The sequence below is a fragment of the Hafnia paralvei ATCC 29927 genome (assembly GCF_001655005.1).
Classification (GTDB): domain Bacteria; phylum Pseudomonadota; class Gammaproteobacteria; order Enterobacterales; family Enterobacteriaceae; genus Hafnia; species Hafnia paralvei.
Map to the genome: position 1 here is coordinate 1 of NZ_LXET01000059.1, position 24,989 is coordinate 24,989.

Genomic DNA, 24,989 nt, shown 5'->3' on the forward strand with positions numbered 1-24,989 from the left:
GTGCCGGCTCTTCCTACCAAGACTTAAACAATTAAAAAGGCAAAGGCAAAACAATATTGTTTTGTCTTTTCGTGTTAGATGAAATGCATGATAGAACCGCCATCAGAGAAGATGGCGGTAGGTCGAAGGCGCACAGGGATAAGATACTTAGACGCCCATCACCGTTCCAACGTAGATATAAGCACACCCAAACTTAATAATACCGCCTTGGCTGCGGTTTCTTCTGCATAGAACGGTAGATCCACACCACGACAATGGCCAAAACTATCCACGGCAGCAGTTTAAGCACCATCACAAATAGGCCACCAAATAGCATAAGTACTGTGGCAACTGCCATGGCTGCGATGATGCCCAGCATTGAAACCCCGGTCACCATCAGCACGGCAAAAAAGCCAAGAATAAAGAGGACTTCAAACATGGTGATCTCCTGAGTAAAATTTAACGGCGATACCGTTAGCTATTCACTCTTTTACAAGAATCATGCCAAGTAAGAGTTTTTTGTAACTCATTGATTTTGATAAGACACGCTGTAACGGGCGTTACAGCGCTTGGTGAAATTTACTAACTTTTCGTTTATTTAGCCACGTGGTTGACTCACGAACTGCAACGCGGCTTCGACTACCTCTACACCAGCACCCGGCTTATGCGCATTTTCACTCAAATGCCGACGCCACTGGCGAGCACCTGGAATACTTTGGAACAAGCCGAGAATATGGCGCGTAATGTGGCCTAAATAAGTTCCGTTAGACAGTTCACGTTCAATATAGGGATAGAGCGAGCGCACCACGTCAATACTGTTTGGTACATCAGCGGTAGAATCAAACAGTTCACGATCGACATGCGCTAAAATACTTGGGCTCTGATAAGCTTCACGCCCCATCATTACGCCATCCAAGTGCTGTAGATGGATTTTTGCTTCCTCCAGCGTTTTCACTCCACCGTTAATGGCGATATTTAGATGAGGGAAGTCACGTTTGAGTTGGTAGACACGCTCATAATCCAGCGGTGGGATCTCACGGTTTTCTTTCGGACTCAGCCCGGAAAGCCACGCTTTACGCGCATGGACAGTGAAGCTATTACACTCACCTTTCCCAGACACGATATCAATAAAATCACACAGGAACTCATAGCTATCCTGATCGTCAATACCGATACGCGTTTTTACCGTAACTGGAATAGAAACAACGTCGCGCATGGCTTTGATACCATCGGCGACCAGTTGAGCCTCCCCCATAAGACATGCACCAAAACGACCGTTCTGCACCCGGTCTGATGGACAGCCAACGTTAAGGTTTACTTCATCATAACCACGCTGTTCGGCCAAACGGGCACAATGCGCCAATGCTTCGGGATCGCTGCCCCCTAGCTGCAACGCCAACGGATGTTCTTCTTCGCTATAGGCCAAATAGTCACCTTTACCATGAATAATGGCACCCGTCGTGACCATTTCGGTATAGAGGAGTGTTTGGCGACTCAGTTTGCGATGAAAATAGCGGCAGTGGCGATCGGTCCAATCCAGCATCGGAGCAACGGAAAAACGGCTCTGGCTGAACGGCATTGCAGAAGAAAGATTAGTGGCGTTTTGGGTCATTATTCTCAGAATTTCAGTCAGTTTGAATCAAATACGGTAAACTGCGTCACCGCTGGTATAACACAAGTATACCGTGAATTGGCGCTTATCCTACCGACTTCCAGTATTGAAGCTGTATCTCGATTAAGCCGCACGATTAATGCACGTGCTCAACATACTCTCGCCTGCAATGTTGGCACCTGCTTTTTCAGCGCAACTAAGATACTCTTAGCGCCAATAACAGCGGTGGCTGATTTCACCTGCGTAAAGTTTTTATTACACATGTGATCTCGCTCACATAATGAACCGGATATTGACTTAGACCAACCGGTCTACTATATTAAATCACATGAACAAAACGACTAGCACGACCAACAACACCTGCGAACACATCTTAGATGTGGGTGAGGAACTGATTTTAAACCTCGGCTTTACCGCCATGGGATTAAATGAACTTCTTGCCACCGCGGGAGTACCAAAAGGTTCGTTCTACCATTACTTCAAATCGAAAGAGAAGTTTGGTGAAGCTATGCTTACCCGTTATTTCAGCGATTACGTCGTCATGCTGAAAGAGAAGTTTTCGGATGGGCAAAAAACACAGCGTCAGCATTTGTTAGATTATTTCTCTCATTGGATGACGCAAAGCTGTGAAACGGTATGCCACAGTAAGTGTTTAGTCGTGAAGCTGGCTGGTGAAGTCAGTGACTTATCTGAGGTGATGCGTGAAGCACTCGACTCAGGTATCACAAGAGTCATCGCCCAGTTGCAGTCGAGTATCGAATCTGGCGTTGAAGAAGGGTCGCTTGCGATTGATGAATCGCCCGAATTACTCGCAGATTCACTGTATTCTTTATGGTTAGGCGCAGCGTTACGGGCTAAGGTCAACCGATCTGATGCACCGTTTGTTTCAGCGATGCAGCGTACGGAACGCTTACTGAAACCCGGCACCATATAGAGATATTATCGCAGCACAATGAATGCCTGCGTGAAAACGTTTGGCATTATTTTTTACCCATTAACTAGACGACCGGTCTAATAAACCAGTATCCAGATCACAATTTTTGAGAGATGACACCATGAAAACTATGACTTTGACCGTTCTGATGACTCTAGCCCTTGCGGGTTCTGCTTTCGCACAAAGTTTCTCAGATATGACAGCAAGCGAACAGCGCGCCACCGTCGTGAATCATTTAAACAACGGTAGCGCCCAAGCCCATCAGGTTACGTTGAATAAATAATCAGCCATGCCCAGTGCCGTTTGTTTAAGCATGTATTTGTTATTAACACCTGCAATGTAGGCCAGTCTGCAATAACAACGCCGTCTGACCCACTTAAAAAATTTAAAGAAGAGAAAACATCATGAAAACCTCAATCGTATTATCTGCCATCGTTGCTTTAACCCTTACTGGTTCTGCTTTTGCTCAATCATTTTCAGAATTAAGCCCTGCAGAACAAAGCACTTTGGCCTATTCAAACCGTAACGGTTCCTCTTATGCTCATCAGCTGATGGCACAACAAAAATTGGAACAGGCTGGCATTGAACGTTCATCGATTAACGGTAGCGCTACGTTTTCTCAGTTGAGTACACAGGATCAACGTGCAACGATTATCAATAATCTGAACAACAGCGATGCCTATGCTCATCAATCTGAAATCAAATAACAGATTGAATATGAGCCACTGCCTCATGAGTTAAAAGCGGGCTGACGGGAATAACCTGTCAGCCCGTTTTGTTTTCCCTCGTTTATCAGACGCTTTTCCCCCACAAATTTTGTGCTCTTCGGCCTATCTGCTATTTATGTTAAAATAACGAAATCTTACTGGCCGGAAGCAAACACCATGACCACAACCTCTTTAGAGCGACTGCTCGCACAGGCAGAACAAATTTGTCTGCAACGCAATGTTCGACTGACTCCGCAGAGGATGGAAGTGCTGCGTCTGATGGCGTGTCAGAAAGGCACTATTAGTGCATATGATTTGCTAGATTTGCTGCGAGTATCTGAGCCGCAGGCAAAACCGCCGACTATCTACCGAGCATTGGATTTTCTGTTGGAGCAGGGTTTCATTCACAAAGTGGAATCGACTAACAGCTATGTGATGTGCCATCACATTGAAGAACCTAGCCATACTTCGGCGTTATTTATTTGCCATCGCTGTGGTCAAGTGACGGAGCAAACCACCAAAGAAGTGCAGGAACATTTAGAAAAATTAGCCGCTTTGACCGGTTTCTCCCTGCAACATAGCGTAGTTGAAGCACATGGGCTTTGCCGTGATTGTGGCAAGATAGAGTCTTGCGATAGCAGAGATACTTGTCATCACGATCATTCCGAGCCTAAAAAGAAAAAATAGCGCTAATTCGGAATTTATATATAAACATAAAAAAGAGCCGCATCAGCGGCTCTTTTTCATCATTGGCAATAAATATAAGCAGTAGCACACTATCAATAAAGGAATATTATTTATCTCAATATTCGAGTCCATACTTTATTTATAATGCGTTTTGCCAAATGATTATTTGGCTTCGGCAGACAATAATATCACCAACGATATTTATTGTGCTCTTCCCAAGCTTTCACTTCTTTCTCTGCGGCTTCTTTCTGATAGCCGTAGCGCTCTTGGATCTTACCTACCAGCTGGTCTCGTTTACCCTCAATGACTGTAAGATCATCGTCGGTCAACTTACCCCATTTCTCTTTCACTGTACCTTTAAACTGCTTCCAGTTACCGCCGGCTTGATCTTTATTCATAATAACTCCGTATCACTTATGTAATGGAATGTATTCCCCTCGCATCTGTAACTTAAAAATATTTAATTTCTAAATATAAATTTTGCTGCGAGGCATTAGTTAACGTTCACCATTAAGACTAGCGGATAATCAGAGTAAAAAAATTTTCAGCTAAAATTTCGGTGCAACTAAATAAAATATCTTACGAATAAAGCACAAAATCAGTTAGAAAACAGGCGATAAGCAGCGAATAATTTTTCCACTTAGAATGTAAGCAAATATTAATAAAGCGCCATTTTAGGGCAACATAATAACTATAGGAATTATCATATTGCCACAATTCAAATCACTAACAACTCAATGATTTTAATAAATATTATTGGCTTCAAACCACGTATTACTCCGCCAATGCCGTCTCCAGACGATCCATAGCGAAAGGCCACGTAGAGATAAAAACACTGCCAACGCCAGCCATAAACCGTGATTACCTAACCAAGGTAGAGTAAAAAGCGTCAATCCATAACCCACTGCAGCTACCGCCATGCTGTTACGCATTTCAGTTCCACGAGTCGCCCCAATAAACATGCCATCCAGCAGATAACACCAAACGCCCAGCAACGGCAGAAGAATTTGCCACGGAAGATAGTGGGCTGCCAGCGCCTGAACATCAGGCAACGACGTTAACATCTGAATGATATGTCCGCCAAACAATGCGTAAAGCAGGGCAAAAAATATGGCCACAATGCCCGCTTGTCGGCAGGCTGAATGCCAAATACTTTGCAGCCTGCGGCCATCCCGAGCACCATAAGCCTGTCCTGAATGGGCTTCGACCGCGTAAGCAAAGCCGTCCAGAGCATAGGCCGTGAACGTGAGTAGGTTCATTAGTACCGCATTTACCGCAACAATTTCACTTCCCATGCGTGCCCCTAAAATGGTCAGCGATGAAAAACATAACTGCAGCAGTAAAGAACGCAGCATGATGTCACGATTTAAAGCCAACAGGCGGCGCAGATTGCCACGCCACGCATTACGGAAATACTCCATGTGTAGCCCACGCAACTTCATTACATGCCACACAAGGCCAATCCCTAGCAAGAAAGTGGCATAATCGGCAATCACCGTCGCGCTAGCGGCTCCCTGAACCTTCCAGCCCAAACCAACGACAAACCATAGATCAAGCGTAATGTTAATGAGGTTTCCGACCACAAGCAGAATGACAGGTGCGCGGGCATATTGAACGCCAAGCAGCCAGCCTAAAATCACCAGATTAGCCAATGTTGCCGGTGCGCCGAGCCAACGGATGTGCATAAACAAACGAGCCTGCTCCAACACATCCTGATGCCCGCCAACAATGCGTAACACCCCCTCAATTAACGGTTCACGCACTGCAATAATGACAACCCCCGCCAACAAAGCCAGTAGCAAAGGTTGAACCAATGCACGGGCTAGCGCCGTTTTATCGCCAGCGCCAAATGCCTGAGCAGTCAACCCCGTGGTGCTCATCCGTAAAAACAACAGCAGCATAAAGAGGAAGGATGTCGCCATCGCGCCTACAGCAACACCGCCCAAATAAACAGGGCTATCCAAATGACCAATAACTGCGGTATCAACCAGTCCCAAAAGCGGAACTGAGATGTTCGACAAAATCATCGGCAGCGCGAGAATCCATAGCGCTTTATCAGTTGGTGTCAGTAATTTCATTTTTTCACGTCATCCCAGATCCACTTGCCAACCTTCTCCCAACAAAGAAAAAGCCCCAAATAAGGGGCTTAGTCTATCGGCGTTACCGCAAACACAATAGCGAGAACTTTAGATCCAGTCGCCGTTGCGGATAACACCAACGGCCAGACCTTCAATCGTGAAGTTTTGTTCACGTAGGTCAACCACAATCGGTTCAAAATCGCTGTTTTCAGGCAGTAGCTGAACAATGTTGCCTTGTTTTTTCAAACGTTTAACCGTCACTTCGTCTTCAATACGAGCAACAACAACCTGTCCGTTACGCACATCTTGTGTTTTATGCACGGCCAGTAAATCGCCGTCTAAAATGCCGATATCACGCATCGACATTCCATTAACACGCAGTAAGAAATCGGCATTAGGCTTAAACAATGAAGGGTCGACCTGATAATGGCCCTCAATATGTTCCTGTGCCAGCAGCGGCTCACCGGCAGCCACCCGGCCAATGAGAGGTAGCCCCGTTTCATCTTCCATCAACAAGCGAATGCCGCGTGAAGCACCGGACACAATCTCAATCACGCCTTTACGTTGTAACGCTTTTAAATGTTCTTCTGCCGCATTAGGAGAGCGGAATCCCAAACGCTGTGCGATTTCAGCACGCGTTGGCGGCATGCCAGTTTGTTCAATATGGTCACGAATCAGATCGTAGACTTCCTGCTGTCTGGCTGTAAGTGCTTTCATTCCACCACCTGTTTGTTTATACAGTTTTGCTGTGAGTATATACAGGTGGCGGCCATTTTGAAACCGTGAAATACATAAAGATTGAACCGTACCGCATCTGATTGGCTCTAACCGCACACTTTTTGTGTTTTTACAGTCAATATCCAGCAAATTCCCGTGAATAAATTAACTGTTTTTTACAGTTTCCAGTGCGCGATAAGTTCGTTGCGGACGCCCAACTTTGCCGTATACAATTTCTGCCATGATCATGTGCCGTCCTGCACAAAACTCTAAATAACGTCGTGCGGTCGTACGGCTGAGTTTCAGCTCCTGTGCCACAGTTTCAGCAGTATGGCGAGCATCAAGATCGGCAAACAGTCCCTGCACTTTATCTAAAGTGAGCGCATCAATACCGACAGGTAACTCTTCTTTATGCTCGCCGCGCGCATAGGCATTAAACATGTCATCGATCTGGCGCTGGCTAGCACTATTGTTACTTGCCAGCATTCGCATCCGCTGATGGTAACGGTCTAAAGTTTGGCCTAAACGCTCATAGGCTATCGGTTTTACCAAGTAGTCAAAAACACCGCAGCGAACTGCATCAGAAACGGTATCCATATCGCTAGCTGCCGTAGTGAACACTACCCCACCAGAGAATCGAGCCTGAGTCAGTTCGTGCAACAGGGTAATACCTTTTCCATCCGGCAAATAGTTATCCAGCAGGATCAGGTCAGGTTTGAAACGCTCGACCATCATTCTGGCCTGCGCGAGATTTCCCGCTAACCAAACCTGTCCACAGCCATGAAAATGGCGAATAAACTCCGCGTGCATTTCTGCCAGCGGCGTTTCGTCTTCAACTATTAGAATCGTTATTGGTTGTGTCATAAGTCTTTTTCACTTTAGGAATAAATACGGAAAATAAAGTGCCACAAGGTTCGTTGTCTTCCAGCGTAATTACCCCACCGCAGCGGCCTACATAGCTGGCTATCAGATAGAGTCCGATGCCGTGCTCACCCACATCCTCGGTTTTAGTACTTACGCCTTGCTCAAAAATAGCCTCACGTAAAGACTCTGGAACGCCACATCCCTGATCGGCCACTTCCACGATGACATCATCACCTTCATCGCTAAGGTATAGCTCAATGGTTTTATTACCTTGCGGATTCTTCAAGCTGGCATCGAAAGCATTGTCGAGCAAGTTTCCCACGATGGCAGCAAATTCAGTACTATCAAGTCCTGCTGGCAACTGGCGAAGCTGGCTTCCTTCTACCAGATTTAAGGTTAAGCCAAGCTCACGCGCTCGCTGTGCTTTGCCGAAAAGAAGCCCTGCGACTTGTCGATCGTCAAATGAGCCACGCAGGCTATCAATAAGCTGCTGCTGTGCTTGCGACTCACCTTTTACCATTGCCAAAGCACGATCATATTCTTTCATTTGTAACAGACCGTTGAGCGTCGACATCCAGTTCAGGTGCTCGTGACGCAATGTGCGCAAGCTTTCGACATACTGTTTGATCTGCGTGAGTTGAGCATTCAGCGTGCTAATTTCATCTTTGCTACGGAAACTGATGATGGCACCCAGCAGCTCATTTCCTGAACGTATCGCTGCACGATTAGCAATCACACTGAGACCATTAAAAGTGCAAATGACATCCTGACGTTTTTCTTCGATTTGTTCCGTGAAAAACCCCGCAGGTTCGACAACATCGCTGATCGGTTTTCCTAGCCATTGTCTACCAGGCGAACTTAAACCGAGCATTTTTCGTGCGTTACGATTGATTGCAGTAATCAAACCCTCAGGATCGACAGCTATCAATCCTTCATATACCGAGCCAAACAAGGCTTCTTGCTGGCGAACCACCCGAGCAATTTGATGAGGTTCCATACCTAGCATTTGCCGCCGAATATGGGTGGCAAACATCCATGACAGTAGCATCAGGATAATCAAAATTAAGACAAAGACACCGCCCATCGGTAATAAGAAGTCTAATCGCCAACTGTCTATTTTGCTGACTAAATATCCCAATGAAACCACGCCGATCACGTTACCATGTTCATCAAAAATAGGCGTTTTAGCACGCATAGCCATCCCAATTGAGCCCTTTCCTGTAATGAAGTAGCTTTCTCCGCGCGCTAAAGCGCCAGGCTTACTCCACTGCATGGGATAGCCGATCTTGGCCGGATTGGGGTGATACAGACGGATGGAGTTTTTGTCGCCAATAACCACATAATCAAAATCGGAGCCCGTACCGAGTTTATCGGCAATGATAGCGAGACGCTTGGTATCTCTATTTTTAACAGCCGTGACAACGCTGTCGATTGAGGCAATGATCTTAGCCTGATTCATTGCCATATCACGGACATGGTTACTCAGATAATCTTCAAAGGAAGCAGAAAGATATTTGCCTAAGGCGGCAATTAATAACGTCGAGACCAGAAGCAATAAGAGAAATATTCGTAAAGGAAATGCGAGGCGGCTAAAAAACCTAAACTCTTTAACATTTGGTCTGCCGAACATCGGTATTTCCTCTTTTTTAGGCTAGAAAGATGGGCTAGTATCAGGGAAATGTAATGAATTTGTTTCCTTGTTTTCTACCTACAACGGATTAGATCGTTGCAGATTCCGCAGATTAAATCAATTAAACAAATAAAAACCACTCCATTAATTCAATTAAAATTAATTAAGAAAATAAAAACCATTAAGTCTATTTAAATCTGATAACTCTTTGTGAAATAGGTCAAGATTTCCCATCCTAATACTCCTTACGATCATTACGTCGTCGCACAAATATAAACAAAAAAGATTAAAGCGTTGCAACGAGCAATTGAAAATAAAACGTTATTAATATGCAACAAATCACAACAATTGTGATCGCTATGCATACGTGCGGCAGCTAACAGGAATATCTATGTTTGGTAATACCGTATTCTCTCAGGTAAAGCGCTCTGAAAATAAGAAGATCGCAACTATCGCTCATTTTCTGCGAGAAAATGGCCTGAGTATTGATTCCACCGTGGAAGTCTTTATTACCGTCACCCGTGATGACCAGCTAATCGCCTGCGGCGGTATCGCGGGCAATATCATTAAATGCGTCGCCATTAGTGAATCTGTACGCGGTGAGGGCCTAGCACTCACACTGGCCACTGAATTAATAAATCTGGCCTATGAGAAGCACTGCACTCATTTATTTATATACACAAAAACCCAGAACGAAGCGCTATTTAAGCAATGTGGGTTTTATACCGTCACCAGCGTGCCAAATATTATGGTGTTAATGGAAAACAGCGCAACGCGTATTCAACGCTATGCCAGCTACCTCACCACACTGCGCCACGACGGCAATAAAATTGGCAGCATCGTAATGAATGCAAATCCGTTTACCAACGGACATCGCTATTTGGTGCAACAAGCGGCCGCCCAATGTGACTGGCTGCATCTGTTCTTAGTTAAAGAAGATACCTCGCGTTTTCCTTATGAAGATCGCCTTGAACTGGTACGCGCAGGGACGTCAGACATTAAGAACCTAACGGTGCATCGTGGTTCTGAATACATCATTTCTCGCGCCACTTTCCCTTGTTACTTCATCAAAGAACAAGGCGTGGTCGATGATTGTTACACCGAGATCGACTTAAAAATTTTTCGTCAGTATTTGGCTCCCGCGCTGGGTATTACCCACCGTTTTGTCGGTACCGAACCGTATTGTGAAGTCACAGCCAAATACAACCGTGACATGCGCCACTGGCTAGAGACGCCGTCTCTGTCTGCTCCGCCGATTGAACTGGTGGAAATAGAGCGTTTGCGCTACCACGGCACGGCAATCTCTGCCTCGTGGGTACGCAAACTGCTGGTGCAAAAAGATCTTCCGGCTATCACGCCTTTGGTGCCTGAAGCGACCCGCGCTTATTTACAACGCCTGCTCGTTCCTCGCTCAGAAAACGTGACTGACCGGCCGCAGGAATCCGCATTAGCAACAGGTGAAAAATGAAGATAACTCACGCAGCCGTCGCAGGCACTCTCGAGTCTAGCGACGTAATGGTGCGCATCGCGCCCATAGATACACAAGACATTGACCTGCAAATCAGCAGCAGCGTTCAAAAACAGTTCGGCGATGCTATTCGCGCAACGGTGCTGGAAATTCTTGAGCGCCATGACATACGTGGCGTCCAGCTGATCGTTGATGACAAAGGGGCGTTGGATTGCATTCTACGTGCTCGCCTAGAAACGCTGTTAGTACGCGCCAGCGACGTTAAAAATTTACCTTGGGAGGATCGCGCATGACTTCTCGTATCGCTCAAGAGCGTAAATCCCGCACTCGCCGCAGCATGCTGTTTGTTCCAGGCGCCAATGCGGCAATGGTGAGCAACTCCTTTATCTATCATGCCGATGCGCTGATGTTTGACCTCGAAGATTCCGTCGTGCTGCGTGAAAAAGATGCCGCTCGCCGCTTGGTCTATCACGCTTTACAACATCCACTGTATCAGGACATCGAAACCATCGTACGCGTAAACGCGCTGGACTCTGAATATGGTGTAGCCGACCTTGAAGCCGTCGTTCGCGGTGGCGCTGATATCGTTCGTTTGCCAAAAACCGATACGGCACAGGATGTTATCGATATCGAAAACGAAATTGCGCGTATCGAAGCCGAATGTGGCCGTGAAGTGGGCAGCACAGGTCTGCTGGCTGCGATTGAATCCGCACAGGGTATAACTCAGGCAGTTGCTATCGCTCATGCCTCTCCACGCCTGATTGGTATCGCACTTGGCGCCGAAGACTATGTACGCAACCTGCGCACCGAACGTTCTCCTGAAGGCGTTGAGCTGCTGTTTGCCCGCTGCTCTATTTTGCAGGCCGCACGCTCCGCTGGCATTCAGGCTTTCGATACCGTCTATTCCGACGCTAACAACGAAGAAGGCTTCCTGCGCGAAGCTGCACACATCAAGCAGCTAGGTTTTGACGGCAAATCGCTGATCAACCCGCGTCAAATCGAGCTGTTGCATAACCTGTACGCCCCAACTCAGAAAGAAGTCGATCACGCCAAGCTCGTTGTGGAAGCCGCTGAAGCTTCAGCGCGTGAAGGCCGTGGCGTTGTTTCACTGAACGGCAAAATGGTTGATAGCCCTGTGATTGAACGTGCGCGTCTGGTTCTGTCTCGCGCAGAACTCTCTGGCATCCGTGAAGAATAAGGCGAAAAAAATGACTCAGAAAAAAGAACTTCTTCAACGACAGGAACGCGTTTCGGCTTATGCCCGTCAAACTGAAAGCGATCTGCCAAGCTATAAAAATGTTTCAAAATTAAATCTGCAAGCACAAAAACCACGCGATAAGAAACTGTGCTCCACGCTGGAAGAGGCAATTCGCCGCTCTGGTCTACATGACGGTATGACCATCTCTTTCCATCACGCTTTCCGCGGTGGCGATCTGACGATCAATCTCGTGATGGCCACTATCGCGCAGATGGGCTTCAAAAACCTAACGCTAGCCTCTAGCTCATTAAGCGACTGCCATGCACCACTGGTTGATCACATCCGAAACGGCGTTGTCAGCCGCATTTATACCTCCGGTCTGCGTGGCCCGTTGGCGGAAGAAATTTCCCGTGGTCTGCTGGATGAGCCGGTGCAAATTCACTCACACGGTGGCCGTGTTCATTTGGTTGAAAGTGGTGAACTGAATATTGACGTGGCATTCCTTGGGGTTCCGGCCTGCGATCCGTTTGGCAACGCTAACGGCTACACAGGTAAAGCCTGCTGCGGCTCGCTCGGATATGCGAAAGTCGATGCAGAGAACGCCAAGCAAGTGGTTCTGCTGACGGAAGCCTTGCTGCCGTATCCACACAATCCGGCCAGCATCATGCAGGATCAAGTCGATTTGATCGTGCAAATTGATCAGGTCGGCGATGCCGATAAGATCGGTGCAGATGCCACCCGCATGACATCAAACCCACGCGAACTGCTAATCGCTCGCAGCGCTGCTGATGTGGTGGTGAACTCCGGCTACTTCAAAGAGGGTTTTTCACTGCAAACCGGTACAGGCGGTGCCTCTCTTGCAGTAACCCGTTTCCTCGAAGACAAAATGCGTAGCCGCGACATTCATGCAGGCTTCGCACTGGGGGGGATTACCTCCACCATCGTCGATCTGCATGAAAAAGGCTTCATCAAGAAACTGCTGGATGTGCAGAGCTTTGACCGTGCAGCCGCAGAGTCTTTGGCACGTAATCCAAACCACATCGAAATCAGCGCTAACCAGTATGCCAATTGGGGCTCAAAAGGAGCTTCCGTTGACCGCTTAGACGTGGTGGTGCTGAGCGCGCTCGAAGTGGACACTCACTTCAATGTTAACGTGCTCACCGGTTCTGACGGTGTTTTACGTGGTGCATCCGGTGGTCATTGTGACACCGCGGTTGCTGCAGCCCTGTCCATCATCGTTGCGCCACTGGTACGTGGTCGCATTCCTACATTGGTTGATGAAGTCACAACCTGCGTTACACCGGGCTCCAGCGTCGACATTTTGGTTACTGACCACGGTATTGCGGTGAACCCAGCGCGCCCAGAATTAGCCGATCGTTTGAAAGCCGCGGGCTTGAAAGTGGTTTCTATCGAATGGCTACGCGAACGTGCGCAAATACTTACCGGACAGCCTCGCGCTATCGAATTCACTGACCGTGTGATCGCCGTAGTGCGCTATCGCGATGGTTCAGTGATCGACGTCGTTCGTCAGGTTAAGGAATAAACCATGTTTTACCTGCTCCCAACTTTGGCGACCAGCCACACCGTGACATTGCCGGAACTGCTATTCAGCCGTGAATGCAGGCAGTCCCGACAGACGGAGTGGCTGGCGCGCCATACCTCTACCCTGATCTCGTTTACGGTGGTCGCTCCAGGACCGATTAAAGATAGCGTGATGACACGAAAAATCTTTAACCACGGTCTGAAAGCGCTATGCCAACGCGCGGAACAATCAGGTTGGGAGATCAAGGAGCAGGCCTCTTTTGCATTGGCGACCGGCCCTGAGGGGCTGCTCGCCATCGATGCCCCCGCGCGTGTCGTGAAAGAAGCCATGATTGCGCTGGAGCATGAACAGCTACTTGGCCGTTTATGGGACATCGACGTACTGAATCCGCTAGGAAAAATTCTGTCACGTCGTGATTTTTCACTGCCTAGCCGCACCTGTTTGCTGTGCAATCGCGAAGCCGCACTATGCGCTCGCGAACGGGCACATCCTATTCCTGATTTGATCACCCGCATGGAGGCATTACTGCATGATGCCGATAAAGCAGCAGCCGTCTGATTGCGCCGCTATTGATGAGCATTCAGTTGCTTATTACAGCGAGCTTGCTTACCGCGCCATGTTGGCAGAGGTTAACCTCACGCCCAAACCAGGCTTGGTCGATCGTAATAACTGCGGCGCCCATAAAGATATGGCGCTGGAAGATTTCCACCGTAGCGCATTGGCTATTCGTCAATGGCTGCCTCGTTTCATTGAGTTTGGTGCCTGTAGCGCGAATCTCCCCGCAGTCGATGTGTTGATCGGTCTGCGCCCAATCGGTATCGCCTGCGAAACCGATATGTTTCGCGCAACTGCGGGCGTAAATACCCATAAAGGCAGCATTTTTTCTTTGGGGTTGCTATGCGCTGCAATTGGCCGTTTACACACCTTGCACCGGCTTATCACACCAGAACTGATCTGTAGCACCGCCGCCGCATTTTGCCGTGGACTCACAGAGCGTGAACTGCAAAGCACGATAAATAATCATAAAAACCAACCATCGCAAACCGCAGGACAGCGTCTCTTCCAGCAGCTTGGTCTTACTGGCGCTCGCGGCGAGGCAGAAGCGGGTTATCCATTAGTTATTCAGTTAGCACTCCCACATTATCGTGACCGATTAGCGCAGGGTATCGACCCTGAATTGGCCTTACTGGATACGTTGCTGGTGCTAATGGCACACAACGGTGACACCAACGTGGCCTCTCGCGGCGGTCCAAGTGGCCTAAGTTGGCTACAACAGCGCGCTAAAGCATTGCTGTGTCAGGGCGGCATTCGCCACCCCTCCGATCTCAGACATCTACATGATTTCGACCAGGAATGCATTCAACGCAATCTCAGCGCGGGCGGTAGCGCCGATCTGCTAATTATCACCTGGTTTTTAGCTCAAATTTCGCACTCAAATTATCAACATTAATCATTAAAAGTTCCTTCTTGGAGAATCAGTTATGTCTGTTTCAAAAGATAAGATATGGAAGTTGATAGCACCACTCGCCGTTATGGCAATAATGCTACTCATTCCCGTACCTGATGGTATGCCTCCACAGGCATGGCATTACTTTGCTATTTTCGTCGCGATGATTGTCGGGATGATTTTAGAACCTATTCCCGCCACGGCAATCAGCTTTATTGCGGTAACCATATGCGTTATTGCTAGCCAATACGTACTCTTTGACGCTAAAGAGCTGGCCGATCCCGCTTTTGATGCCAGCAGCAAAGCATTGAAATGGGGCCTGGCCGGATTCTCCAGTACCACCGTATGGTTGGTGTTTGGCGCATTCATCTTTGCACTGGGATACGAAGTCACCGGACTCGGTCGCCGTATCGCCCTGTTCATGGTTAAGTTCATGGGTAAGCGAACACTTACTCTCGGCTACGCCATCGTCATTATTGATATTATGCTGGCGCCATTCACACCGTCGAACACGGCTCGTACCGGTGGTACCGTGTTCCCGGTTATCAAGAACCTACCGCCACTGTTTAAATCGTTCCCGAACGATCCATCATCACGCCGTATCGGTGGTTACCTGATGTGGATGATGGTAATCAGTACCAGCCTAAGTTCTTCCATGTTCGTTACCGGCGCTGCGCCTAACGTACTGGGCCTAGAATTCGTCAACAAAATTGCAGGAATTCAGATTAGCTGGCTGCAATGGTTCCTGAGCTTCCTGCCTGTAGGCCTTATTTTGCTGATCGTCGCTCCATGGCTGTCTTATGTGTTGTACAAGCCTGAAGTGACTCACAGTGAAGAAGTGTCTAGCTGGGCCGGTGAAGCCTTGAAAGAAATGGGGCGCCTAACACGTAAAGAAATTACCCTGATTGGTTTGGTCCTACTGAGCTTAGGTCTATGGGTATTCGGCGGCGATTTTATTGACGCTACTGCGGTAGGTATGCTGGCCGTTTCACTCATGTTGGCACTGCACGTGGTTCCTTGGAAAGACATCACCAAGTACAACAGCGCATGGAATACTTTAGTTAACTTGGCAACGCTGGTCGTGATGGCTAACGGCCTGACTCGTTCAGGCTTCATCGACTGGTTTGCAAATACCATGAGCACCCATTTGGAAGGCTTCTCACCAAATGCGACCGTGATTGTGCTGGTACTGGTGTTCTACTTCGCTCACTACCTGTTTGCAAGCCTGTCTGCACACACTGCCACTATGCTGCCAGTGATTCTGGCTGTGGGTAAAGGTATCCCAGGCGTGCCAATGGAACACCTGTGTATTCTGCTGGTACTGTCCATCGGTATCATGGGTTGTTTGACCCCATATGCAACAGGACCGGGCGTTATCATTTATGGCTGCGGCTATGTGAAATCCAAAGACTACTGGCGTTTAGGTGCCATCTTCGGCGTGATTTACATCTCTCTACTGCTATTGGTTGGCTGGCCAATACTGGCGCTGTGGAGCTAATCACTCAGCGATATGTCTTGCTTAACATTAAGGCCACCCAAGGGTGGCCTTAATTATTATGGATGTGAGTACACACTCACATCACATATAGTGTCCCCAGAGGATACTGACCCAAATAAATGCAGACAGCCACAGGGCAACAAAAACAGCGGCCGACCCCATATCTTTGGCACGACCGGAAAGCTCATGAAACTCAGAACCGATACGATCAACAACCGCCTCAATAGCGCTGTTAACAATTTCCAAAATAACCACCAGCGTAACGCAGCCAATCAACAAGATGCGTTCTACAATAGTGACATCAAGCCATGCTGCAATCACAACAGCGACAATCATCAGCCCCAATTCTTGACGGAACGCTGCTTCATGTTTCCATGCCGCTTTCAATCCCTTTACCGAGTAACCGGCAGCTTTCACAATTCGAGTCAATCCGGTAGTACTATTCATTTTATTTCCATAAAAGATTTATAGGTATGTATCCTCGCAATTCGCGCTGCTGCTAATGCTGACGCAACGCGAAATATGACGGATATAGCAATTTTAGCGACTTCTCATGCAATCATCACCACAGATCTCAACCAGTGTTTCTGGTATCCTTTCGGCGAATGGCTAACAAGAGGCTTTCTGTTTTATGTCAGGTTGGCGTAAAGTTTACTATAAGTTATTGAATCTACCGCTAAAGCTGCTGGTCAAAAGTAAGGTAATCCCTTCAGAACCAGTAGCGGAGCTACGTTTAGACACCACCCGTCCGGTGCTGTATGTCTTACCCTATAACTCAAAAGCGGATTTATTGACCTTCCGCGATCGCTGTTTGGCTCAGGACCTGCCTGATCCACTCGACGATAATGAAATTGACGGCACTATATTGCCACGCTACGTCTTCATTGACGATGGTCCGCGTGTATTCCGTTATTACGCGCCAAAGCAAGAATCCGTCAAACTGTTCCACGACTATTTGGACTTGCATCGCAACAACCCTGCACTGGATATCCAAATGATCCCGGTGTCGGTTATGTTTGGTCGCTCTCCTGGCCGCGAAGGCCACAATGGCGCGCCACAACTGCGTTTGCTCAATGGCGTTCAGAAATTCTTTGCCGTTATCTGGCTGGGACGCGACAGTTTTGTCCGTTTCTCAAACGTAGTCTCACTGCGTTATATGGCAGATGAGCACGGCACTGACCAAACCATCGCGCAAAAACTGGCGCGCGTGGCGCGTATGCATTTCTCTCGCCAACGCTTAGCTGCCGTAGGCCCAAGCCTACCGGATCGTCAGGCGCTGTTTAATAAACTGCTCTCATCCAAAGCGATTGAAAAAGCGGTTGAAGATGAAGCGCGCAGCAAGAAAATCTCTCGTGAAAAGGCTCAGCAAAACGCCGTGGCCTTGATGGAAGAGATTGCGGCGAACTTTACCTATGAAGCCGTACGCTTATCAGACCGCGTGCTGAGCTGGACGTGGAACCGTCTGTATCAAGGGATCAACGTTCACAATGCCGAGCGTGTACGTAAGCTTGCGCAAGACGGCCACGAAATCGTTTATGTGCCTTGCCATCGCAGCCACATGGACTATCTGTTGCTGTCATACGTCCTCTACCACCAAGGCTTGGTTCCACCGCATATCGCGGCAGGGATAAACCTGAATTTCTGGCCTGCAGGGCCGATTTTCCGCCGCTTAGGTGCGTTCTTTATTCGTCGTACGTTTAAAGGCAACAAACTCTATTCCACCGTATTTCGTGAATATCTCGGCGAGCTGTTTAGCCGTGGTTATTCCGTTGAATACTTTATGGAAGGTGGTCGCTCACGAACCGGGCGTCTGCTTGAACCGAAAACCGGTACTCTGGCAATGACCATTCAAGCCATGCTACGCGGTGGAAAACGTCCAATCACGCTGGTTCCGGTATATATCGGCTATGAGCATGTGATGGAAGTGGCAACCTATGCCAAAGAGCTGCGCGGAGCAACCAAAGAAAAAGAAAGCCTGATTCAAATGGTTCGCGGACTGCGTAAGCTGCGCAACCTAGGACAGGGCTATGTGAACTTTGGTGAGCCAATTCCGATTAACAACTGGTTAAATCAGCATGTTCCTGAATGGCGTGAATCAATCGATCCCATTGAAGCGCAGCGCCCTAGCTGGCTGACCCCGACGGTTAACGCGATTGCGAATACCGTGATGGTGAACATCAACAAGTCGGCAGCAGCTAATGCGATGAACCTGTGTTCAACCGCATTACTCGCTTCACGCCAGCGTGCATTAACTCGCGAGCAGCTGCTAGAGCAGTTGGATTGCTATCTGCAATTGCTGCGTAACGCACCTTACGCTGAAGATGCGACGACGCCAAATCAAACGCCTGAAGAGTTGCTGCAACACGCACTACAGATGGGCAAGTTTGAAGTGGAAAAAGATAACATCGGTGAACTCATCATACTGCCACGTGAGCAGGCCGTATTGATGACTTACTATCGCAACAACATTCAGCACATGCTAGTGCTGCCGTCGCTGATTGCAAATATGGTGATGAACCATAACCGCATTTCGCGCACGGAGCTGCTGCGTCAGGTCGATCTGCTGTATCCAATGCTGAAAGAAGAACTGTTCTTACATCATGATCGCAGTGATTTACCGCAGGTTATTGAGCCGATTATCACCGAGCTATGCCGTCAGCAGTTGATCTGCGCCAAAAGCGATGAACTGGTGATGAATCCGGGCCGCATTCGTACCCTACAGCTGTTAGCTGCAGGCGTACGCGAAACGCTGCAGCGTTATGCGATTACCTTCTCCCTGCTCAGTGCAAACCCAAGCATCAGTCGTGGAGCACTAGAGAAAGAGAGCCGTATTATGGCGCAGCGTTTATCGGTACTGCACGGTATCAATGCACCGGAGTTCTTCGATAAAGCGGTATTTGCAACGTTGGTGGGAACCTTGCGTTCCGAAGGTTATATCAACGACGTTGGCGATGCGATACCCGAACACACGATGGAAATTTATAATCTGCTGAGCGCAATGATTACACCAGAGATTAAGCTCACCATCGAAAGCGTCAGCGCACCAGAGATAGAAACCTTACCTCCTGCGCAAACAGAAGCAGTGAAAGAAGAAGAGAAAGACGATTAACCGATCGTCGATCTTCGATATAAAAAAGGCGCCCATAGGCGCCTTTTTTATACATGCATGTCACGGCGTATTTACGACCAAATCGAAAGTACAATACCGATAAACAGCACTAAACCCGCATAGTTGTTATTGAGGAAGGCCTGAAAACATGGCATACGTTCGCGCTGTGCAATCAGCTTTTGCTGGTGGATAAACAGCGCGCCCGCCAGCAGAATCCCCCAATAATAAGCACCGCTTAGCTGGTTGAGATAACCAATCCACACCATCAACAAGAGCGTCGCCAGCTGCAGTAGACCAATAATCAGCTTGTCGAAACGACCAAACAGGATCGCCGTCGATTTAATACCGATTTTCAGGTCATCATCTCTATCAACCATCGCATATTGGGTGTCATAGGCAACTGTCCAGCAAATATTCGCCAAGAACAACAGCCAGCAGCTCAGAGGCAAACTCTCGCTAACGGCGGCATACGCCATTGGAATTGACCAGCCAAACGCCATGCCCAATACCACCTGCGGCAAATGAGTAAACCGTTTCATAAACGGGTAAACCCATGCCAGCGCCAACCCAGCAACCGATAGCCAGATCGTCATCGCATTCAGCGTTAAAACCAGCCCAAAAGAGATCAGCACCAGAATGACAAATAAGGCTTTACTCTCTTTTTCCGTCACCGCCCCACTGGGAAGTGGACGCTGCGCGGTGCGTTTTACATGCCCATCGACACGTCGATCGGCAAAATCATTGACCACACAGCCAGCCGCTCGCATGAAAAATACGCCCAGCGTAAAGACCACCAACAGCTTCAGACTGGGAACTTGACCACCCGCCAGCCACAGTGCCCAATATGTTGGCCAGAGCAATAACAGCGAACCAATCGGCTTATCAATTCTCATCAGGCGACAATAGGCCTGCCACTTGGTTTGAGTCACGAATCCCTCCAGTCATTCATTCCAATGATGACGACACTACAATTCATTATTAACACCATACAACGGAGACTCAGACAAAAAAAGTTCGGTTAACAACAAAGGTTTACCTGATAAACGTAAACGGCTACGTCGCGCCCACAACTCACCCTGCTCACCAACCTGAATAAAATCACGCGTCAGCTCTGCGGCCTTGAACAAATAACGACCCAGAGGAACCGTACCGAGCGTGAGCAAGGAAGCCTCTTCCCCCGTCAATGAGGTTTCAGGTATGAGTGTGCGACCAAATAGCCAAGGCACATTATCACCACACAATAAAACCTCGCGTAGCCAAAAGCGCTCACAATCAGGAAGCTGGGTGAGTTCCTCACCTAAAGAGTCTACGCCGATAAAGCCTTCGCGCTGCGGAACGATGGTGACTTTGCCACAGTGGCGTTCAAAACGAGCGGTCATAGACTGGCATTCCCCCAGCCAGCTCTGCTGCGTCGCAGTTAAACTGACGTCATGGATAAGGTGCCAATGAGTTACGTCCAACGACGGATGACGGTCTGTCATTCCGGTGACTCCAAAACTGAAAATAGCGCCAGCCCTCGCCCACGCTGAAAATTGGATGGCCATTGTAACTCAGTTTACGCTGTGTAGGCAGAGCAGTAGCAATAGATGATCAGTTTGATAACAATTGCAGGATTGGATTCAGCTGAAAAACAAAAAAGGGTGCCCCAAAGGACACCCAGTCAAAGAGCCAGCTTCCGCAGCGTGGGTTTACCCCTTGCCTTTCACACTACGGATAAAGGTTTCACGGGCAGTGGTCGAACCTAATTGTTCCGCTTCATTCATCAGTTTCAATGCCTTATCAATATCCCCGGCCTTAACGGCAGCACGAATACCGCTATTGAAATACTCATCAGTGTCTTTAAGCATTGGCTGTGCCGGCTTAGCAGGAGCGGCTATCGGCGTTGAAACAGGTACGCTGGAGCCTACGACGACCGGCTGTTCTTTTGGTGCCATCGGCAAGATCCCACCGATCATCACGTTGCCGGTGTTTTGCTCTGCTTTCACTTTGATCTTGATCGTGCCAGTAGACTGATGGATCGCGATCGGATCGGGAATGTTGGGTACTGCATTGCCAACGCCAGCGGCATAGGCTTTAGCCGGATCAACCATCTGTGTTGTTTTTGCCAGATCCTGAGACGTGGTGTAGATGACCAGATAGATCTGCTTTTGGCCCAAAGCTGGCGTCAGTTTTAATGTACCTTCCAAGCGATCGCCGCTCATGACACCCGGTTGCTGATAGCTGAAATAGCTGCTGGGATAAAACGCCGCGGGACGCATATTTTCGTCCAGAACCATCACACTTGGCGCATACACTTTCTTGGCGTCCACTAAACTACTGATCGTTATTTCTAGCGATCCGCGATCGGCAGGCAGAGTAAACGCGCCGACAGCACCTTGAATATCACCAACGTGCAGTTGCGCACTGCTGCCGTTAAGCAGTGCCGTTTTGGTTACCGGTGGAACCAGTGGCTCCCATGGCAATTGTTGCAGCGTTGAGGTTGGGATAGCTGGAGCCGTCGCAACGTTTGCAGGCTGGATAGTGCTATCAGCCTGAGCGCTGAGCGGCATTGCACTGAACATAGCTACGGCGACGCTCAAAGCGACGATATTTTTTGTCATGACAGCTTTGATTTTATTATTCATTTTGCTTTTCATTTTATTTTTCATTGTAGAACCCCACCTAGAGATGGCTCGGCAACAGTGGCAAGAACGTCGCCGACCCCAATGAAGTGCGGCGGAATAATTCCGCCGCCGTCAAACAACTGTTACCACCAAACTTCCATCTGTGCGCCGAAGGTGACTTCATCGTCATTTCCGCGGCTGAACTTATGGGTATTGTTATCGTTGTACGCGACGCCGTCGCTATAACCCGTGTCATCTTTCGTGGCGTAGCCCCATTTCTCATCCCATTTAGCGTAGGTTGCAAACAGTCGAATGGCTGGACGAGACCAAATACTGTCACCCGCCTGCCATTGCTGTGCCAACGTCACTTTATACTGGTTGTTATTGTCGCCAGTACGCTGAGATTTCACGTTGTCATAGCCAAATTCCAGCAGGGTGCTCATGATTGGCGTCCATTTGTACATCGGGCGAATACCTGCGGTGTACCATGTGGTGCCATTCTTATCATCGCGGTCAATGTCTTGATACATCCCTACGTACATCAGCGCCCACTTGTCGTTGAAGTCGATGCCGCCGTGGTCAAGAATTCGGATCATGTGGCCATTGTTATTGATGCTGGAACCTTCAGAGTGACCTGAGTTATTTGAGGTCATAGAATCGGTAGCATACTGAACCACGAATTTGTTAAAGCCGCTGTAGATCGCCTGAGTATGCTCTGCCGTCAGCATCACGCCATCTTTCGAGGCATCTTTCGCACGATGATAACCATCGGTCAGATTAGAACGACCGTAGTCAAAACCTAATTCCAGCGTACCACCAGGGTTAGTCTCCAAGCCGGCTAAACGCACGTCATACACATCGTTCGCGGTATCTTTAATCAGATCACGTTGCTCCTGAGAGCTGAAACCATTAGAGCCACCGGTTTCGGTATTGCGCGTTGCAGCCACAGACAATTTACCGAAGCCCAAGTCGATATTCTCTAAACCCGCACCTGGACCAGAGATATCCCAATAGTAGAAGTCGATCATGTGAACGTCATGGCGCTGATAGAAGCGTTTACCTGCCCACAGCGTAGAGCCCGGAGCCCACTCAATAACGTTTTTAGCCTGAATATTGGCTTCACGGAAGGCCGGATCTGTCGCTTCCCAGTCATTGGTCTGTTGCACGGAATACGCAACGTTGGTGTCAAAATAGAAGCTCTTGTCACCGTCTTTCCACAGCTCCTGACCCAACTTTAATTCCGCGTAAGTCTCACATTCGTTACCCAAACGGTATTTGCTCTGAGCGCCTGTCGCTTTGAAACATTGCTGCTCGCCGCCGCTTGCGGTCCAACCGATACCTGAACGTGCGTAACCATGGAAATCTACAGCCAGTGCCTGTGTTGACAGCACCGCACTCGCAACAGCCAGTGCTAAAGGTACCTTGCGCAAAGTCATCATCATTCTCCTGATAGGGTTGCCTGACGGCATAAAGTTATAAGTGTTCTCTATCTAACGTTTTCTCACTCAACACATTGTTAACTAACAACTCTCTAACCAAGAGCTAGACACCTAGCTCTTTATGCAGCCGTCGGCAGGCGACACCGTCTTCTCGGAATAGATGACAGCGTTCAGGTGGCAAGCCAATGGCAAATTTGGCGCCCTCATCAACCAACACCACGTCGTTCTGGCGATAGACAAGGTTTTGACGAATAGCGGGAATTTGAATGTGGATTTGAGTTTCATTGCCTAACTGCTCGACTACTTGAACGTCACCTTCAAGAGTGACTTCGGCGTCATGGCTTGGCAGTAAATGCTCAGGACGGATACCCAGAGACAGGTTGCTCCCCACCTGTACATTCGTTCCTTCCACGGGTAACCAAACCTGCTGGCGATTAGGTAACTCAATTTGCACACGCTGCGGCTCAGCGGCGGTGACTTTAACCGGTAGGAAATTCATTTTTGGCGAGCCGATAAAGCCCGCCACAAATCGGTTAGCCGGATAGTGATAAAGCTCTAAAGGCTTGCCGATCTGCGCTACGCTACCGCCGTCGAGAACAACGATTTTGTCAGCCAACGTCATGGCTTCGACCTGATCGTGGGTGACATAAATCATGGTGCGTTCTAAACGCTTATGCAGGCGTGAAATCTCGATGCGCATTTGTACGCGTAGAGCGGCATCCAGGTTGGATAGCGGTTCATCCAGCAGGAATACGTCTGGCTCAGCCACTAACGTACGTCCAATCGCCACACGCTGACGCTGCCCGCCAGAAAGCGCTTTAGGACGACGATCTAGAAGATGTGCCAATTGCAGAACTTCAGAGACTTGATTAACGCGTTGGGTAATTTCCGCTTTTTTCGTACCTGCCAGCTTGAGGCCGAATGACATGTTATCGGCCACAGAGAGATGCGGGTAAAGTGCATAGGATTGGAATACCATACCGATGCCACGCTCTGCCGGAGGCACTTCATTCATGCGTTTGCCGCCGATGAGTAATTCGCCGGAAGTGATATCTTCTAAACCAGCAATCATGCGCAGCAACGTCGATTTGCCGCAGCCTGATGGCCCAACAAACACCACAAATTCGCCGTCCTGAATCTCAAGGTTCACGTCTTTAGAAATAACGACGTCTCCGTAAGCCTTATATACGTTGCGCAGTGCTACGCTCGCCATGCGTTACTCCTGTCTATCACTCGCTAAAAAGGTCCACTAACGCGGCATCTCACACTGGCCTAATCCGTAGCCATGCGTTTTCAGCAGATGCGCCTTATCGATTGCTGCCGATAGTGCGTGAGAAGCAAGCAAGCGTAATCATCCGTAACAAGGTTTTTCATGGGGGAGGAGATGGGAGGATGAGAGGGAATGGCTAATAATGAAAAGTTCATACCTTTCAGTGAATTCGTGATCCTGCTAGCAAAAATAACCCTGCGATTTTG

General features: G+C 48.5%; 25 protein-coding genes. 12 read left to right on the plus strand and 13 right to left on the minus strand.

The genetic code is table 11. The annotated features are described in order from the left end of the window. Positions 1-193 precede the first annotated feature (193 nt). Together pspG and dusA are read right to left on the minus strand one after the other, a co-directional pair. Positions 194-418, minus strand: a complete 225-nt coding sequence (pspG, locus tag M988_RS18985) for an envelope stress response protein PspG (RefSeq protein WP_008814740.1) — start codon at positions 416-418, stop codon at positions 194-196. A gap of 159 nt (positions 419-577) precedes the next feature. Continuing rightward, positions 578-1,591 (minus strand): tRNA dihydrouridine(20/20a) synthase DusA, encoded by a 1,014-nt coding sequence (dusA, locus tag M988_RS18990; protein ID WP_064575365.1) that lies wholly within the window; start codon positions 1,589-1,591, stop codon positions 578-580. A gap of 328 nt (positions 1,592-1,919) precedes the next feature. Between dusA and M988_RS18995 the strand changes: the two genes are divergently transcribed. From M988_RS18995 to zur, 4 genes are all read left to right on the plus strand, one after another. Then, positions 1,920-2,525 (plus strand): TetR/AcrR family transcriptional regulator, encoded by a 606-nt coding sequence (locus M988_RS18995; protein WP_008814738.1) that lies wholly within the window; start codon positions 1,920-1,922, stop codon positions 2,523-2,525. Positions 2,526-2,646: 121 nt separating this feature from the next. Next, on the plus strand, positions 2,647-2,808 hold the full coding sequence (locus M988_RS22995; protein WP_016361106.1) for a hypothetical protein: 162 nt from the start codon (positions 2,647-2,649) through the stop codon (positions 2,806-2,808). A gap of 121 nt (positions 2,809-2,929) precedes the next feature. Further along, positions 2,930-3,232, plus strand: coding sequence for a hypothetical protein (locus M988_RS19000; protein ID WP_008814736.1), 303 nt, complete (start codon positions 2,930-2,932; stop codon positions 3,230-3,232). A 177-nt stretch (positions 3,233-3,409) separates the two neighbouring features. Beyond that, positions 3,410-3,919 carry a zinc uptake transcriptional repressor Zur gene (gene zur / locus M988_RS19005; RefSeq protein WP_008814735.1) on the plus strand — a complete coding sequence of 170 codons (510 nt, stop codon included), beginning with the start codon at positions 3,410-3,412 and terminating at the stop codon, positions 3,917-3,919. A 188-nt stretch (positions 3,920-4,107) separates the two neighbouring features. On the opposite strand, the gene M988_RS19010 is transcribed toward zur, so the two are convergent. The 5 genes from M988_RS19010 to dpiB all read right to left on the minus strand — a co-directional run bounded on the left by M988_RS19010 (position 4,108) and on the right by dpiB (position 9,208). Then, entirely contained in the window at positions 4,108-4,317 is a 210-nt protein-coding gene (locus M988_RS19010) for a CsbD family protein (RefSeq protein ID WP_004095352.1), read from the minus strand. A 345-nt stretch (positions 4,318-4,662) separates the two neighbouring features. After that, positions 4,663-5,997 carry an MATE family efflux transporter DinF gene (dinF, locus tag M988_RS19015; protein ID WP_039184458.1) on the minus strand — a complete coding sequence of 445 codons (1,335 nt, stop codon included), beginning with the start codon at positions 5,995-5,997 and terminating at the stop codon, positions 4,663-4,665. A gap of 108 nt (positions 5,998-6,105) precedes the next feature. Then, the gene (lexA, locus tag M988_RS19020) at positions 6,106-6,714 is read right to left on the minus strand and encodes a transcriptional repressor LexA (protein ID WP_004095345.1); all 609 of its coding nucleotides are present in this window, start codon (positions 6,712-6,714) and stop codon (positions 6,106-6,108) included. A 165-nt stretch (positions 6,715-6,879) separates the two neighbouring features. Beyond that, complete coding sequence (gene dpiA / locus M988_RS19025; RefSeq protein WP_008814733.1) at positions 6,880-7,578, minus strand: two-component response regulator DpiA; 699 nt, start codon at positions 7,576-7,578, stop codon at positions 6,880-6,882. Then, complete coding sequence (gene dpiB, locus M988_RS19030; protein ID WP_008814732.1) at positions 7,547-9,208, minus strand: sensor histidine kinase DpiB; 1,662 nt, start codon at positions 9,206-9,208, stop codon at positions 7,547-7,549. The genes dpiA and dpiB overlap by 32 nt, the downstream gene beginning before the upstream one ends. Before the next feature lie 391 nt (positions 9,209-9,599). On the opposite strand from dpiB, the gene citC reads away from it, so the two are divergent. From citC to M988_RS19065, 7 genes are read left to right on the plus strand one after another with little or no spacing between them, the layout of a single operon-like run. Next, a complete protein-coding gene (gene citC / locus M988_RS19035; RefSeq protein ID WP_064575367.1) occupies positions 9,600-10,676 on the plus strand; it encodes a [citrate (pro-3S)-lyase] ligase in 1,077 nt (358 codons plus the stop codon). Further along, the gene (citD, locus tag M988_RS19040) at positions 10,673-10,969 is read left to right on the plus strand and encodes a citrate lyase acyl carrier protein (protein ID WP_004095337.1); all 297 of its coding nucleotides are present in this window, start codon (positions 10,673-10,675) and stop codon (positions 10,967-10,969) included. The genes citC and citD overlap by 4 nt, the downstream gene beginning before the upstream one ends. Continuing rightward, on the plus strand, positions 10,966-11,874 hold the full coding sequence (gene citE / locus M988_RS19045; RefSeq protein ID WP_008814730.1) for a citrate (pro-3S)-lyase subunit beta: 909 nt from the start codon (positions 10,966-10,968) through the stop codon (positions 11,872-11,874). The genes citD and citE overlap by 4 nt, the downstream gene beginning before the upstream one ends. A gap of 10 nt (positions 11,875-11,884) precedes the next feature. After that, entirely contained in the window at positions 11,885-13,417 is a 1,533-nt protein-coding gene (gene citF, locus M988_RS19050; RefSeq protein ID WP_008814729.1) for a citrate lyase subunit alpha, read from the plus strand. 3 nt (positions 13,418-13,420) lie between these two features. Beyond that, complete coding sequence (gene citX / locus M988_RS19055; RefSeq protein ID WP_004095332.1) at positions 13,421-13,975, plus strand: citrate lyase holo-[acyl-carrier protein] synthase; 555 nt, start codon at positions 13,421-13,423, stop codon at positions 13,973-13,975. After that, complete coding sequence (gene citG / locus M988_RS19060) at positions 13,950-14,867, plus strand: triphosphoribosyl-dephospho-CoA synthase CitG (RefSeq protein ID WP_096081199.1); 918 nt, start codon at positions 13,950-13,952, stop codon at positions 14,865-14,867. The genes citX and citG overlap by 26 nt, the downstream gene beginning before the upstream one ends. Before the next feature lie 31 nt (positions 14,868-14,898). Continuing rightward, on the plus strand, positions 14,899-16,362 hold the full coding sequence (locus M988_RS19065) for an anion permease (RefSeq protein WP_008814727.1): 1,464 nt from the start codon (positions 14,899-14,901) through the stop codon (positions 16,360-16,362). Between the two features lie 81 nt (positions 16,363-16,443). On the opposite strand, the gene M988_RS19070 is transcribed toward M988_RS19065, so the two are convergent. Then, positions 16,444-16,809, minus strand: a complete 366-nt coding sequence (locus M988_RS19070) for a diacylglycerol kinase (protein ID WP_004095327.1) — start codon at positions 16,807-16,809, stop codon at positions 16,444-16,446. Positions 16,810-16,993: 184 nt separating this feature from the next. Between M988_RS19070 and plsB the strand changes: the two genes are divergently transcribed. After that, positions 16,994-19,471, plus strand: coding sequence for a glycerol-3-phosphate 1-O-acyltransferase PlsB (gene plsB / locus M988_RS19075; RefSeq protein ID WP_064575369.1), 2,478 nt, complete (start codon positions 16,994-16,996; stop codon positions 19,469-19,471). Positions 19,472-19,542: 71 nt separating this feature from the next. On the opposite strand, the gene ubiA is transcribed toward plsB, so the two are convergent. The 5 genes from ubiA to malK form a co-directional block, all read right to left on the minus strand. Then, positions 19,543-20,412, minus strand: a complete 870-nt coding sequence (gene ubiA, locus M988_RS19080) for a 4-hydroxybenzoate octaprenyltransferase (RefSeq protein WP_035503930.1) — start codon at positions 20,410-20,412, stop codon at positions 19,543-19,545. 24 nt (positions 20,413-20,436) lie between these two features. Next, on the minus strand, positions 20,437-20,952 hold the full coding sequence (gene ubiC, locus M988_RS19085) for a chorismate lyase (RefSeq protein ID WP_064575382.1): 516 nt from the start codon (positions 20,950-20,952) through the stop codon (positions 20,437-20,439). 207 nt (positions 20,953-21,159) lie between these two features. Next, complete coding sequence (gene malM / locus M988_RS19090) at positions 21,160-22,071, minus strand: maltose operon protein MalM (protein ID WP_064575384.1); 912 nt, start codon at positions 22,069-22,071, stop codon at positions 21,160-21,162. Positions 22,072-22,217: 146 nt separating this feature from the next. Then, the gene (locus M988_RS19095) at positions 22,218-23,513 is read right to left on the minus strand and encodes a maltoporin (protein WP_008814722.1); all 1,296 of its coding nucleotides are present in this window, start codon (positions 23,511-23,513) and stop codon (positions 22,218-22,220) included. Between the two features lie 103 nt (positions 23,514-23,616). Next, positions 23,617-24,726, minus strand: a complete 1,110-nt coding sequence (gene malK, locus M988_RS19100) for a maltose/maltodextrin ABC transporter ATP-binding protein MalK (RefSeq protein ID WP_004095306.1) — start codon at positions 24,724-24,726, stop codon at positions 23,617-23,619. Between the last annotated feature and the right edge of the window lie 263 nt (positions 24,727-24,989).

Coding starts and splice junctions, on each gene's coding strand:
- zur (WP_008814735.1), top strand. CDS start 3,410: ATGACCACAACCTCTTTAGAGCGACTGCTCGCACAGGCAGAACAAATT.
- citX (WP_004095332.1), top strand. CDS start 13,421: ATGTTTTACCTGCTCCCAACTTTGGCGACCAGCCACACCGTGACATTG.
- dpiB (WP_008814732.1), bottom strand. CDS start 9,208: ATGTTCGGCAGACCAAATGTTAAAGAGTTTAGGTTTTTTAGCCGCCTC.
- M988_RS19000 (WP_008814736.1), top strand. CDS start 2,930: ATGAAAACCTCAATCGTATTATCTGCCATCGTTGCTTTAACCCTTACT.
- malM (WP_064575384.1), bottom strand. CDS start 22,071: ATGACAAAAAATATCGTCGCTTTGAGCGTCGCCGTAGCTATGTTCAGT.
- citE (WP_008814730.1), top strand. CDS start 10,966: ATGACTTCTCGTATCGCTCAAGAGCGTAAATCCCGCACTCGCCGCAGC.
- lexA (WP_004095345.1), bottom strand. CDS start 6,714: ATGAAAGCACTTACAGCCAGACAGCAGGAAGTCTACGATCTGATTCGT.
- plsB (WP_064575369.1), top strand. CDS start 16,994: ATGTCAGGTTGGCGTAAAGTTTACTATAAGTTATTGAATCTACCGCTA.
- citG (WP_096081199.1), top strand. CDS start 13,950: ATGCCGATAAAGCAGCAGCCGTCTGATTGCGCCGCTATTGATGAGCAT.
- pspG (WP_008814740.1), bottom strand. CDS start 418: ATGTTTGAAGTCCTCTTTATTCTTGGCTTTTTTGCCGTGCTGATGGTG.
- M988_RS22995 (WP_016361106.1), top strand. CDS start 2,647: ATGAAAACTATGACTTTGACCGTTCTGATGACTCTAGCCCTTGCGGGT.
- citD (WP_004095337.1), top strand. CDS start 10,673: ATGAAGATAACTCACGCAGCCGTCGCAGGCACTCTCGAGTCTAGCGAC.
- M988_RS19095 (WP_008814722.1), bottom strand. CDS start 23,513: ATGATGACTTTGCGCAAGGTACCTTTAGCACTGGCTGTTGCGAGTGCG.
- citF (WP_008814729.1), top strand. CDS start 11,885: ATGACTCAGAAAAAAGAACTTCTTCAACGACAGGAACGCGTTTCGGCT.
- M988_RS19065 (WP_008814727.1), top strand. CDS start 14,899: ATGTCTGTTTCAAAAGATAAGATATGGAAGTTGATAGCACCACTCGCC.
- dusA (WP_064575365.1), bottom strand. CDS start 1,591: ATGACCCAAAACGCCACTAATCTTTCTTCTGCAATGCCGTTCAGCCAG.
- M988_RS19010 (WP_004095352.1), bottom strand. CDS start 4,317: ATGAATAAAGATCAAGCCGGCGGTAACTGGAAGCAGTTTAAAGGTACA.
- dinF (WP_039184458.1), bottom strand. CDS start 5,997: ATGAAATTACTGACACCAACTGATAAAGCGCTATGGATTCTCGCGCTG.
- dpiA (WP_008814733.1), bottom strand. CDS start 7,578: ATGACACAACCAATAACGATTCTAATAGTTGAAGACGAAACGCCGCTG.
- citC (WP_064575367.1), top strand. CDS start 9,600: ATGTTTGGTAATACCGTATTCTCTCAGGTAAAGCGCTCTGAAAATAAG.
- M988_RS19070 (WP_004095327.1), bottom strand. CDS start 16,809: ATGAATAGTACTACCGGATTGACTCGAATTGTGAAAGCTGCCGGTTAC.
- ubiC (WP_064575382.1), bottom strand. CDS start 20,952: ATGACAGACCGTCATCCGTCGTTGGACGTAACTCATTGGCACCTTATC.
- malK (WP_004095306.1), bottom strand. CDS start 24,726: ATGGCGAGCGTAGCACTGCGCAACGTATATAAGGCTTACGGAGACGTC.
- M988_RS18995 (WP_008814738.1), top strand. CDS start 1,920: ATGAACAAAACGACTAGCACGACCAACAACACCTGCGAACACATCTTA.